The sequence below is a fragment of the Bartonella sp. AA89HNZF genome, from assembly GCF_042196905.1.
Taxonomy (GTDB): domain Bacteria; phylum Pseudomonadota; class Alphaproteobacteria; order Rhizobiales; family Rhizobiaceae; genus Bartonella.
The window spans coordinates 95,699-108,331 of record NZ_JBHIRD010000001.1 but is presented as its reverse complement, the minus strand read 5'-3'; the positions used below and the strand labels follow the sequence as shown (position 1 = coordinate 108,331).

Annotated in this window: 11 protein-coding genes; 1 reads left to right on the top strand and 10 read right to left on the bottom strand. The window is 37.8% G+C overall.

What is annotated here, in order from left to right; translation table 11 throughout:
* Window positions 1-54 precede the first annotated feature (54 nt).
* Window positions 55-1,359 (top strand): nicotinate phosphoribosyltransferase, encoded by a 1,305-nt coding sequence (gene pncB, locus ACFIN0_RS00370; protein ID WP_375701681.1) that lies wholly within the window; start codon window positions 55-57, stop codon window positions 1,357-1,359.
* Window positions 1,360-2,842: 1,483 nt separating this feature from the next.
* On the opposite strand, the gene ACFIN0_RS00365 is transcribed toward pncB, so the two are convergent.
* The 10 genes from ACFIN0_RS00365 to nth all read right to left on the bottom strand — a co-directional run bounded on the left by ACFIN0_RS00365 (window position 2,843) and on the right by nth (window position 12,581).
* On the bottom strand, window positions 2,843-3,229 hold the full coding sequence (locus ACFIN0_RS00365) for a YbaN family protein (RefSeq protein ID WP_375606163.1): 387 nt from the start codon (window positions 3,227-3,229) through the stop codon (window positions 2,843-2,845).
* 403 nt (window positions 3,230-3,632) lie between these two features.
* Window positions 3,633-4,538, bottom strand: a complete 906-nt coding sequence (locus tag ACFIN0_RS00360) for a metal ABC transporter permease (protein WP_375610018.1) — start codon at window positions 4,536-4,538, stop codon at window positions 3,633-3,635.
* Window positions 4,535-5,401 carry a metal ABC transporter permease gene (locus ACFIN0_RS00355; RefSeq protein WP_375606165.1) on the bottom strand — a complete coding sequence of 289 codons (867 nt, stop codon included), beginning with the start codon at window positions 5,399-5,401 and terminating at the stop codon, window positions 4,535-4,537. Before ACFIN0_RS00355 ends, ACFIN0_RS00360 begins: the two co-directional genes overlap by 4 nt.
* Window positions 5,398-6,228: a manganese/iron ABC transporter ATP-binding protein gene (locus tag ACFIN0_RS00350; protein ID WP_375607867.1), complete on the bottom strand. Its 831-nt coding sequence runs from the start codon at window positions 6,226-6,228 to the stop codon at window positions 5,398-5,400. The genes ACFIN0_RS00355 and ACFIN0_RS00350 overlap by 4 nt, the downstream gene beginning before the upstream one ends.
* Window positions 6,225-7,133, bottom strand: a complete 909-nt coding sequence (locus ACFIN0_RS00345) for a metal ABC transporter substrate-binding protein (protein ID WP_375610019.1) — start codon at window positions 7,131-7,133, stop codon at window positions 6,225-6,227. Before ACFIN0_RS00345 ends, ACFIN0_RS00350 begins: the two co-directional genes overlap by 4 nt.
* 290 nt (window positions 7,134-7,423) lie before the next feature.
* The gene (gene pheT / locus ACFIN0_RS00340; RefSeq protein WP_375701680.1) at window positions 7,424-9,838 is read right to left on the bottom strand and encodes a phenylalanine--tRNA ligase subunit beta; all 2,415 of its coding nucleotides are present in this window, start codon (window positions 9,836-9,838) and stop codon (window positions 7,424-7,426) included.
* 32 nt (window positions 9,839-9,870) lie between these two features.
* The gene (pheS, locus tag ACFIN0_RS00335; RefSeq protein WP_375606169.1) at window positions 9,871-10,953 is read right to left on the bottom strand and encodes a phenylalanine--tRNA ligase subunit alpha; all 1,083 of its coding nucleotides are present in this window, start codon (window positions 10,951-10,953) and stop codon (window positions 9,871-9,873) included.
* Window positions 10,954-11,047: 94 nt separating this feature from the next.
* Complete coding sequence (rplT, locus tag ACFIN0_RS00330) at window positions 11,048-11,449, bottom strand: 50S ribosomal protein L20 (RefSeq protein ID WP_012754515.1); 402 nt, start codon at window positions 11,447-11,449, stop codon at window positions 11,048-11,050.
* Between the two features lie 33 nt (window positions 11,450-11,482).
* Entirely contained in the window at window positions 11,483-11,686 is a 204-nt protein-coding gene (rpmI, locus tag ACFIN0_RS00325) for a 50S ribosomal protein L35 (protein WP_183193590.1), read from the bottom strand.
* Window positions 11,687-11,840: 154 nt separating this feature from the next.
* The gene (gene nth, locus ACFIN0_RS00320) at window positions 11,841-12,581 is read right to left on the bottom strand and encodes an endonuclease III (RefSeq protein WP_375610021.1); all 741 of its coding nucleotides are present in this window, start codon (window positions 12,579-12,581) and stop codon (window positions 11,841-11,843) included.
* Between the last annotated feature and the right edge of the window lie 52 nt (window positions 12,582-12,633).

Below are 12,633 nucleotides of genomic sequence, written 5' to 3'. Positions count from 1 at the left end.
TAGCCGTGTTGGTGCATAATGTTTTAGATTTTATGAAAATGAAAGAAAAAGGTTATGAATCATCCGGATATTGCTAGACGTGTTTACAATCACACTTGGAAACTTGATCCCATTATTCGGTCACTTCTTGATACGGATTTTTATAAGCTTCTAATGGTGCAGATGATTTGGGGGTTATATCCTAATGTTAATGTTACTTTTTCCCTCATAAATCGCTCTAAAACAATACGTCTTGCCGATGATATTGATGAGAGTGAATTGCGTGCCCAACTTGATCATGCTCTTAGTTTGCGCTTTACAAAAAAAGAAATGATTTGGCTTTCTGGTAATACATTTTATGGACGCAAACAAATTTTTGAACCGGATTTTCTTCAGTGGCTTGAGAATTTTCAACTTCCAGAATATGAACTCACCCGCAAAGATGGCCAATATATCCTTCATTTTCATGGACCCTGGGCCCATAGTTCCATGTGGGAAATTCCTGCCCTTGCTATTATTAGTGAATTACGTTCACGTGCTGCTCTCAAAAAACTAGATCGTTTTGCTCTTGATGTACTTTATGCGCGTGCTAAAGCAAAAATGTGGAGTAAAGTTGAACGTCTCAAAAAATTGCCTGATATTAAAATATCTGACTTTGGGACAAGGCGCCGCCATTCTTTTTTATGGCAGCGCTGGTGTGTGGAAGCATTAAAAGAAGGCATTGGTAATTCTTTTACTGGAACGTCTAATGTCCTTCTCGCCATGGATACAGATTTAGAAGCTCTTGGAACCAATGCTCACGAATTGCCCATGGTTATTGCTGCTCTTAGCAACAACGATGATGAATTACGCAGAGCTCCGTATCAAGTTTTGCAAGATTGGAACCGTTATTATGGTGGAAATCTTCTCATTGTTTTACCAGATACCTTTGGTACAGAAGCATTTTTACGCGATGCTCCAGATTGGGTAGCAGATTGGACGGGGTTTAGACCTGATAGTGCACCCCCTATTGAAGGTGGCGAACGTATTATTCAATGGTGGAAAGAAAAAGGAAAAGATCCACGCGAAAAACTTTTAATTTTTTCTGATGCTCTTGATGTCAATACAATCGAAAAAACCTATCATCATTTTCATGGAAGAGTGCGCATGAGTTTTGGATGGGGAACTGATCTTACCAACGACTTTGCGGGCTGTGCACCTCAAGAAATTGCAACACTTGATGCTCTTTCCCTTGTTTGTAAGGTGACCTATGCCAATGGTCGACCAGCCGTAAAACTTTCAGATAATGCTGAAAAAACTATCGGTAATCCAGAAGAAGTACAACGTTATCTCAATTTTTTTGGTAATAAAAAGCGAATTGCTAGACCTATAAAGACATAGTTTCCGGTTCTTTAAAACAAGTATATTGACTCATCATATTGTTTATAAGATTGATTTTTGTCCTCCCCTAAGGATGAGGATTCTTAACCTTTGCTGGTCTGTAAACAGTTCGGCTGTTTTTGAGCAGATTCTACTTGGCCTACCACGCATACGCTTCACTTACATAAGGCGCGATAGATAAGACTTAAAAGTATTTACGACGCATTAAAAAAATACTTAACGTGCCAAGGAAGTTTAGCCAAGGAGATTTTCTCATTTTAACCCTGTTAAATCAAGCACACTCATCTCCTTGCATGTATGAAGGTTTTCAAGTTCTAAGGGTTATTGTTGTAGTTTGACAGTAGGTTTTATACTAAGTGGGAAGAGGTTGGATTAAGTAGGAATACGTGGTAATTTGTTGTTTTTATATACAATTTTGGCCATTAAATGCGCGTTTTATCAAAATAGATTTTGACACCTAAAATTGCAAAAATGACCGAAAATCAGAAAAAAGTGCGTTTCCATAAGTAAAAATGAGAAAAGACTTTCAAAACCCTTTGAGAACACCTTTAAACTCTTTGAAAAAAATAAATTGGTACAAAATCTAGTGCCAAAATATACAAAACCAGATGACAAGCTATAATTGTAGCATTAGGAATTACTAAGGCAACATTGGAGGATGACAAATAGCATGGTGACTATTGGTGTGCATTTTGAAAGGCAAGGATGATGGTGCTCAAATAGATTTTATACACTTTACAGGAGATTTTACTTTATCCATGTATGGTCTGCTATTATGAAATGAGTAAAGCGTTGAGAGATGTTTCATTAAAATAAATGTGTAAATAACATGATTTGGGAGACCTTTTGTTTTACGTGATGGGCATGACTTCATTAAAAAACAGAGAATGCAATAATATTTTTATTTCGAATAAGCTTTATACAAAGACAGAGAAATTATTTATTCGCATATTATAATAAGAATGCGTGTATGTATAAAACAATTTGAAAAGCTCTGTTGTTTCTTATGAATTATTCTTCAGTTAATAACAGATGTAACATTAAAGATTGATATAATGGACCGGCTTCTTAACTGTATAAGTATAAAATGATGGTGTTTAGTAAGCTTTGTATTATATCCTCATTAAGAGATATGAAAAAAAACGAAATGTCTTTTAGAAAGAAATGACTATCATATCAATGACTTTTCAATGATGTATATGTAGAGATTCATACAAACATGCTTTACAAAAATAATGACTCTCTTCCATGAATGTGATTTATCATTGTTTACCAAGTAAGAACATTTTGAGTATTCATAAACAACTTTCTTTGTTCATAAAAATTATTTCACAGACATATTATTAATTAATTGCGTTCAAAAAGCTTGCTATTTCATATGCATTTTGGGAATGGAGAGCTTATATTCAAAACTTAAAAGTTCTCATAGTTTTTACAAATAAGTCGAAGCTAAAAAGAGTATCCCATAAAGTCTTTTTTATCATTAATAAGATGGACGTGTTACAATATAAATGGCAATCAGCAATAATATAACCGCAACAAGTAAAGAAATCCATAAAGGAGGGTGTAGCATTACAAAAAAGGATAAAAATCCTCCTGTCATACTCATCATTGCAAAAACTTTAACGAATGGAGAGATTGCTTTTTTTTCTTCCCATCGCTTAATAGGGGGACCAAAAATACGATGATTATTCAACCATTGATGAAAACGTGGAGAAGAACGCGTAAAACACCATGAGGAAACCAATAAAAAAGGCACAGTTGGCATAATAGGTAATACGACACCGATAATACCTAATATAACCATCGCCCACCCTGCTATATAATAGCAGATACGTAAAGGGTGCGATATCTTCAAATCTTTTTTCATTTTCTCGTACTATTTTCCTCTACGCAAAACCCTATACAAAAACATTGTATCTGTTTTTTTCTGTTTACATGTCTGAGTGTACAATTACGCTCTATCCCTTCATGCGTAAGTGTCTTTGCTGTTATAAGTTCCTTGAAAATACCGAATAGCTTACACAATATTATAATCATTTTAAATGATTTCAAGAAATGAGAAAAAGTTTCAGAAAAAAATAAAAAGGCTGCAGAATAAATCAATGCAGCCTCTTAATTAAAATGCAGTCTTGGGGGGGGGGAGAATATACACTGCATTCGTTGCTAGGCATTAGGAGGAAAAATAACCTAACAACCCAATCTCTAACTAAAATAGGCACGAGAAACAATACATAAAAATGCATGGCTGATATGCATGAATTTTAACACTTTCAAGTCTCTTGAACTGTGCTTCGACGAAAGAAAATCATCATGAAAGTAGCCATAAAAATCAACGTCAAGATCAACACAATTGTGGAAGCAGAGTCAGAGCCGATAAATAAGCTGAGATAAATCCCTAAAAAACCAGAAAAAGCTGCAACAAGTATTGCGATCATTAACATAAAAGAAAACCGCTTTGTGACAAGATAGGCAATTGCTCCTGGTGCTATCAGTAAAGAAATAACGAGCACGATACCTACAGCTTTCAAGGCCGCAACAATTGTAAGAGAAATCATTGTTAGAAGGGTATAGTGGAGTAGAGATATTGGTAAACCCATTGCACGTCCTTGAACTGTATCAAAAATATACAGCATAAAGTCGCGCCATTTTGCTGCTAAAATAAAAGTGACAATAGCAGAAATGATTGCTGTCTGCGTAATATCAAGCCAGTTAACACCCAAGAGATTACCAAATAGAATATGATTTAAATCTAAGCTACTATAAATAGATGTGGCTAAAACAAGCCCCAAACCAAACATTGAAGAAAAGACCACCCCCATCACCGTGTCCTGTTTGATACGGCTATTGCTTCCTAAAAAACCCGTTAATAGTGCACACACCATTCCTGCAACAAAAGCACCGCAAGTAATCAAAGTCATTGTAATATTCTCGGGACGCATATGCTGAATCCAAGCAAATGGCAAAGAAGTTAAAAATGCAATTACCCATGGTGTTGTCATATAACCAACAACAACACCGGGAAAAACTGCATGGGAAATGGCATCGCCTAACAGTGCCCATCCTTTTAAGATAAGAAAGCAGGAAAGCATTGCCATTGGAACAGAAAGAATCATGACAATAAACATACCCTTAAGCATAAAAGAAAATTGAAACGGAAGCAGTAATTGATCAATCATGATAATATCACACCCTTTTTTGCCGCATTTATACGTAAGCGTGCAGCAATAAACCCGTGTTTAGGAGCAAAAATAAAAGCCAAAATAAATAAAAATGCTTGAAAAAGTACTACGACCCCGCCTGTTTGCGCATTCAAAAAATAACTTACATAAACACCCAAGACACTTGTGAATGTTCCAATTATAACTGCAATAATCAAGACATTTACGAAACGATCACTTAAAAGATAGGCTGTTGCCCCAGGTGTCACAACAAGACAAATGACTAAGAACGCTCCAACGGTTTGCATGGCAGCAACCGTACAAGCGGCCAGCAATGTGAAAAAGAGAATCTTTAAAAACTTTACGTTTAATCCAATGGCGTGCGCATGCGTTTCATCAAATAATGAAACAAGAAGATCTTTCCATTTCAAAAGCAATATAAGCAAAGAAAAAAATCCGATAAAAGCCAATTGTAGAATATCTGTTGAACTAACTGCTAAAATATTTCCCAAAACAATCGTATCAATATTAACAGCCATTGGTTTTAATGATTTGAGAAATAACCCAAAGGCAAAAAAGGAAGAAAAAATGAGCCCAATAATGGTATCTTCTTTAAGTTTTGTTCGATGGTTAAAAAAGAGCATTGCTGCTGCTGCAAGACCACCAGAAAAAAAAGCGCCGAGTGAAAAAGGTAACCCTAAAAGGTAAGCTCCTGCTACACCAGGAACAATCGAATGGGAAAGTGCATCACCAATCAATGACCAACCTTTTAACATCAAAAAAGCCGAAAGAAAGGCACAAACACACCCAACTAACCCAGAAACCCACATTGCATTCACCATATATTGATAGCTCAGTGGCTCAAGCAACCAAGAAATCATGCAACGTGCTCCACTCTTTCAATATCTTCACAAACTGCAGACTGCTTTCTTCCCATGAAAACATCATTTTTTTTTGTGCTTTGAAGATCAAAAATATGGTGGTGCAAAGACCCTCCAAAAGTTTTTTCCAGATTTTGCTTTGTAAAGATTTTTTCAGTTAATCCGGAAGCTAACACTGTTCCTTTTATTAAAACCGTATGATCACAAAATTCACGAACAGAGCCCAAATTGTGAGTTGAAACCAAGATCACAGCTCCTTCTTTACGAAGATCTTGTAACAAAGCAATGATTTTATCTTCTGTTGTAACGTCAACCCCTGTAAACGGCTCATCTAATAAAATAGCTTTTGCTTTTTGTGCAAGAGCGCGTGCTAGAAAAACACGCTTTTTCTGTCCACCAGAAAGTTCTCCAATTTGGCGCTTAGCAAAAGCCAGCATATCAACACGTTCTAAGGCAATACGAACGGCTTCATAATCTTGTGTACGGGCATAGCGAAAGAAATTCATATGACCGTACCGCCCCATCAATACAACATCTTCAACCAAGACAGGAAAATTCCAATCGACATCTTCACTTTGAGGAACATAAGCAATAAGATTTTTTTTCAAAGCTACATCAACGGGCAAATCAAACATGCGAATTTTTCCCTTTGAGGGGCGTACAAACCCCATGATCGCTTTAAATAACGTTGACTTACCGGATCCATTAACACCAACCAATGCCGTAATAGAACCCTTTGGACTTTCAAAATTCACTTCGCGTAAAGCTGTATGTCCATTACGATAAGTTACCGTTACCCCTTGGGCAAATATTCCACATTCCGTCATTGGCTTTTTACTCCCTCTGCTAGAGCCTTGCTAATACGCCCACTCGTGACACGTAATAAATCAATATAAGTGGGGACCTCACCATTTTTCTCACTAAGAGAATCAACATAGAGAACACCACCGTATTTAGCCCCTGTTTCTCTGGCAACCTGCTTAGCAGGCGCAGGGGAAATAGTGCTTTCAGAAAAAACTGCATGAATATTGTATTTGCGAACCATATCAATAACATGCTTGACTTGCTGTGGTGTTCCTTGTTGGTCAGCATTGATGGGCCATAAATAAAGTTCTTTTAGATCAAAATCACGCGCCAAATAGCTAAAAGCCCCCTCACTGGTCACAAGCCAACGCTTATCTTGCGGTACGGCTTCTAATTCAGCCCTAATTGGATCAATCGTTTCACGAATTTTCTGTTTATAAATTTCAGCATTCTGTTTATAAATTTCAGAATGTTCAGGGTCATATTTTACAAAAGCATCGCGAATATTATCAACGTAAATCAAAGCAGAGGTCGGTGACATCCACGCATGAGGATTGGGTTTACCGCTAAAGGGGCCCTCACCAATTTTAATGGGTACAATACCTTTTGAAACAACAACACTTGGAACATCCTTGATATTTTGAAAAAACTTTTCAAACCAAAGCTCTAACTCTAAACCATTCCACAATACAAGGTTAGCTCCCTGAGCACGCATAAGATCGCGTGGGGTGGGTTGATATTCATGAATTTCCGCACCTGGTTTTGTAATGGATTCAACATCAGCGGCATCACCTGCTACATTGCGTGCCATATCAGCAATGATAGTAAATGTCGTAACAGCTTTAAATTTACCAGCACACAAAGCAAAATTGGGTGTAAAAAAAATAACACTTCCAAAAACTATGGTGAAAAACGTTCTTACGTTCATTGATTCTCTCTTTTCTTTATATGCCTTCTTTTTATTGCAAATAATTTGCATTATCATTTAGCAATAGCAGTTATCTTTTACATTTGCAATGAAGGATTAAGAGAAAAAATAACTTTTCAAGATGTTTAAAAACAGTTTTTTTATATTGAAAAAACTGATGATTTAAGCAGCTTGTTTTGGTAATAAAATCCCCTTTCAAGAAGCTCTATAGCTCTTGAGTGCTAAACAAAAAGGGAGTACTCAAACAAGCTCCCACTTCATGTAAAATATCTCATAAAAAATGAGAATACTCAGTAGCGCAAATATGCACCTGTCATTTTGGTAACATTATCCACGATTTTTGAGGCAAGCTTTTCTAAATCTTCATCTGTTAGAGTCCGTTCTATGGGCTGAATAGTTACTTCAATTGCGACAGATTTTTTATCTTCACCAAAGCTTAAATCTTCAAAAATATCAAAAACCTGCACTGAATGAATAAGTTTTTTATCAGCTCCACCTGCCGCACGAATAATAAGAGAAGAGGCAACAGTTTTATCCGCTATAAAGGCAAAATCACGCCGCACCATTTGAAAAGGTGAGAGTTTCAAAGGAGGACGGCTTTTGGTCGTTTTTTTCTTTGATTCTGGAATTCGATCTAGAAAAATTTCAAAGCCGCATAAAGGACCACTGACATCTAACGTTTCTAATGTAGCAGGATGAAGAACACCAAAAAAACCAAGAATAATCTTTGATCCAAGTTTTATGACTCCTGAACGACCTGGATGATACCAATCAGGTGCCCCAACTTCAATCTGCACTTTCCCAACATCTATATCGCATGCTTCTAAAACAGCCAAAGCATCTGCTTTGGCATCAAAAACATCAACGACTGTTGCATTTCCATTCCAAAAACGCCCAGCCCCTTTAAATTGCTCTGTTCCGCGACGAATTCCGCTAACAACACTGTGTTGTTTATCAGGGGCGTCGCCTTCATAAATACTGGATATTTCAAACAAAGCAAGATCGGAAAAACCACGATCAGCATTTCTCTGTGCCGCCATAATCAAACCAGGTAAAAGGGAAGGACGCATTACTGACATATCAGCAGCAATAGGATTAACTAATTTAAGCTCTTCTTGACCTCCTCCAAAAGCAAGAGCTTGATTTTCAGAAATAAAAGACCATGTTACCGCTTCTTTCATACCACGTTGTACTAAAGCCAAACGTGTAGCACGTGAACGAATTTGTGCGCATGTTAAAATTTGATCTTTTCCTTCTGCAAAGTTTTCCAAAGGAATAGGTTTAATTTTATCTAACCCATAAATTCTCATGACCTCTTCCACCAAATCGGCTTTACCCATAATATCAGGGCGCCATGATGGTACTTTTACCGTAACGACATCTCCTTTTCCTTCAACGAAAAATCCAAGTTTTGTTAAAATAGAGCTGACTTTTTCAGGTTCTATTTCCAAATTTGTTAAACGTTTAATTTCAGAAAAAGGAAAAGCGATCTGTTTGATTTTTTGTTGCTGATAGCCAACGATTCTTTTTTTAGATACTTCACCACCACAAAGACGTAAGACCAATTCTGTTGCAATTTCAAGCCCTGTTTCTATAAAAGCCGGATCAACACCTCGTTCAAATCGATAACGTGCATCACTGATAAGACCTAATGCTCTTCCTGTTTGTGCAATGCTTTGCGCATCCCAAAGCGCCGATTCAATAATAACGCGATGTGTTGTTTCATCACAACTCGTTCTTTCACCGCCCATGATGCCGGCAATCGAAACAATTCCCTCGTCATCTGCAATGACACAATTCTTAGCGCTCAAATGATAGATTTTTCCATTCAGTGCTTGAAGCTGTTCTCCTTCATGCGCGCAACGTACACACAAATTACCTTTAATTTTATCTGCATCAAAAACATGGAGTGGACGACCAAGGTCAAAACTGATGTAATTGGTCATATCAACAAGCGCATTAATCGGTCTCAAACCAATTGCATTCAAACGTTGTTGCATCCACTGTGGTGATTCGCCATTTTGAACATTGCGTACTTCACGCCAAGCGAAACCTAAACATAATGATGAACCTTGCGAAAAATCTAATGAAACATCGAGAGGTGTTTCAAAAGCAGTATCAAATTTTGGTAAAGACAATTCTTTTAATTTTCCAATTCCAGCGGCAGTAAGATCACGGGCAATACCGCGAACACCTGTACAATCAGAGCGATTGGGAGTCAAACCAATATCAATGATCGGATCATCTAAACCAGCATAAGCTGCAAATGAATTTCCAATAGGTGCATCTTCTGGAAGTTCGATAATCCCGTCATGCTCATTTGATAATTCAAGCTCTGCTTGCGAACACATCATCCCAAAACTTTCAACCCCGCGGATTTTTCCTACAGATAATGTCACATCGAGTCCTGGAATATAAGTGCCTGGTAGTGCCAGAACACCAATAAGACCTGCACGTGCATTTGGTGCTCCACAGACAACTTGAACAGGTGTGGAAGTTCCTGTATCGACGGACAGAATCTGGAGTTTATCTGCATCAGGATGTTTTATTGCTGTTAAAACTTTTGCAATCACAAAACCTTTTAAAGAAGACCGATCATCAACGTGATCAACCTCAAGACCGATAGCGGTTAATTTTTCACAAATTTCATCCAAAGATGCATTTGTCTCTAAGTGATCTTTTAACCAGGACAATGTAAACTTCATTTTAAAACCTCACATGAAAGCGATGACTAAGATCACACATTTCTATTAGGAAAAAAAGCAGGCATATCAAAGCAACGAAAGCCATAATGGTCTAACCAACGCAGGTCAGCATCAAAAAAAGCCCGCAAATCAGGCATACCGTATTTCAACATGGCAATACGATCAATGCCCATTCCCCATGCAAAGCCTTGATATTCATCGGGATCTAAACCAACATTTTTCAACACATGAGGATGCACCATTCCGCATCCTAAAATTTCCAACCAACCCTGTCCTTCACCAAATTTTATTTCTGAACCAGAACGATCACATTGAATATCCACTTCCATAGATGGTTCGGTAAAAGGGAAAAAAGAGGGACGAAAACGCATTTTTACAGAGGGAACTTCAAAAAATTCTTTACAAAAGGTTTCATGTAGCCACATCATATGGGCAATGGTGGAGGTTTTATCAATGACAAGACCTTCTACCTGATGGAACATAGGAGAATGCGTTGCATCCGAATCCATGCGGTAAGTTTTTCCAGGAATAATGATCCGTATCGGTGCTTTTTGTTTTTCTAGTGTACGAATTTGTACGGGTGATGTATGGGTTCGCAATAATTTTCTCTCTCCCATTTTATCAACATCAAAAAAGAAGGTATCATGCATTTCACGCGCTGGATGCCCTTCAGGAAAATTCAATGCTGTAAAATTATAATAGTCTGTTTCAATATCTGGACCTTCGGCAAGAGAAAAACCCAACTTCGTATAAATGGCAATAATTTCCTCAATCACTTGTGAAATAGGATGAATACGCCCCCGTTCTATAGGTGAAGAGCGAACAGGCAAGGTAACATCAACTGTTTCACGAGAAAGACGGGCATCCAGTGCCTGTCTTTTCAGAAGATCACGCTTTTGTGCCCATAATTCTAAAATGCGATTTTTTAATCCATTAAGAACAGGTCCAACTTTATGGCGCTCGCCAGCATCCATTTTTCCTAATTCTTTTAATTTTTCAGAGATACTACCTTTTTTACCCAATGCTGAAATACGCACTGTTTCAAGTGCTTGTTCATCACCTGCTGCCTCTAAGGCTAAACAAATTTCTTGTTCCAGACGCTCAATATCATTCATATTTTTGCCTATTTTCTAATAAAGAAAAACCCGCACTCGCAATAGCCAGCACGGGACCTCGAATAAATAAATGCTTTAAGAGAACACGACTGGCTTACTTGACAGCGCCTTCAAAAGCATTAGGTGTTGTGTCTTTTAAATATTCTAAAGCTTTTTTTGCTGAAGCGACTAGAGCTGAAAATGCTTCCGCCTCGTGGATTGCTATGTCTGAAAGAACCTTACGATCAACTTCAATACCAGCTTTTGATAAGCCATCAATAAAACGTCCATAAGTTAAACCTTCTGCACGAACAGCCGCATTAATTCTCTGAATCCACAAAGCACGGAAAGTACGCTTTCTATTTTTGCGGTCACGATAAGCATACTGCTTTGAACGATCAACTGCTGCTTTAGCAGCACGAATGGTATTTTTACGTCGACCATAAAAGCCTTCAGCTTGTTTAAGAACTTTTTTGTGCTTAGCGTGTGCTGTCACACCTCTTTTCACACGTGCCATGTTATAATCTCCTCAAAATCAAAAGCGCAAGGTTTAAATACCATTCGGCAAATAATGCTGAATGACTTTTTTAGCATCTTGTTCACACAAAACCATTGTTCCACGTGCATCGCGAATAAATTTATTCGAACGCTTAATCATGCCGTGGCGCTTACCAGCAGCTGCTACTTTAATTTTACCTGACGCAGTGATTTTAAACCGCTTTTTAGCGGATGATTTGGTCTTCATCTTGGGCATTTTGCTACTCCATACATTAATTGATTCAATCAAACATTTTATTTGATCAAGCGGACCAACGCTTGAACAAGCATTTAAACAGCCACGGCATGCCCTGCCGGGCGGCTCCAAAAATGTTCTCATAAGCCAGTATACACAAAATAGCAAGACCGTATTATAAAAAAATGGGCGCTCCATTGCCTTGAATTTCAACCAGAGGTGCCGGAATAGCATTTGTTTTGCTTGCGGCTTTACATAAATCGGCAATAATGCATTGCGCACATTTTGCTTGACGTGCTTGACAAATATAGCGTCCATGTAAAATTAGCCAATGATGCGCATGACGAAGATAATAGATCGGTATAACCTTTAATAATTTTTTTTCGACAATCTCTGGTGTTTTGCCAGGCGCTAAACCAAGACGATTGCTTAAGCGAAAAATATGTGTATCTACTGCCAATGTAGGTTGACCAAAAGCAACATTCAAAACAACATTAGCCGTTTTTCGTCCCACTCCAGGGAGGGACATAAGTGCTTCACGCGTATCAGGGACTTGACCGCCATATTGATTAATTAAACAGTTGCAAAGTGCATAAATATTGCGTGCTTTTGCTCGCCAAAGACCGATTGAACGGATATGAAGTGCTATTTCTTCTTCCCCTAATGCAACCATTTTTTCCGGTTGATCAGCAAGGCGAAATAATTCTTTTGTCGCTTTATTAACGCTTACATCTGTCGCTTGAGCTGAAAGTACAACTGCCACCAAAAGCGTAAAAATATTTGTATAGATAAGATCACTCTTAGGCGCTGGGCGTTGCACAGAAAAACGGCGAAATATTTCTGCAACTTCATCTTTATTATATAATATACTAGATAAATTTCGCGCTTTTGATAATTTTATGGTACGTTGAGTCATTGAACTCTCTTAATCTTCTCTCTTGAAGTTATCATTTACGCTCGCCATATGA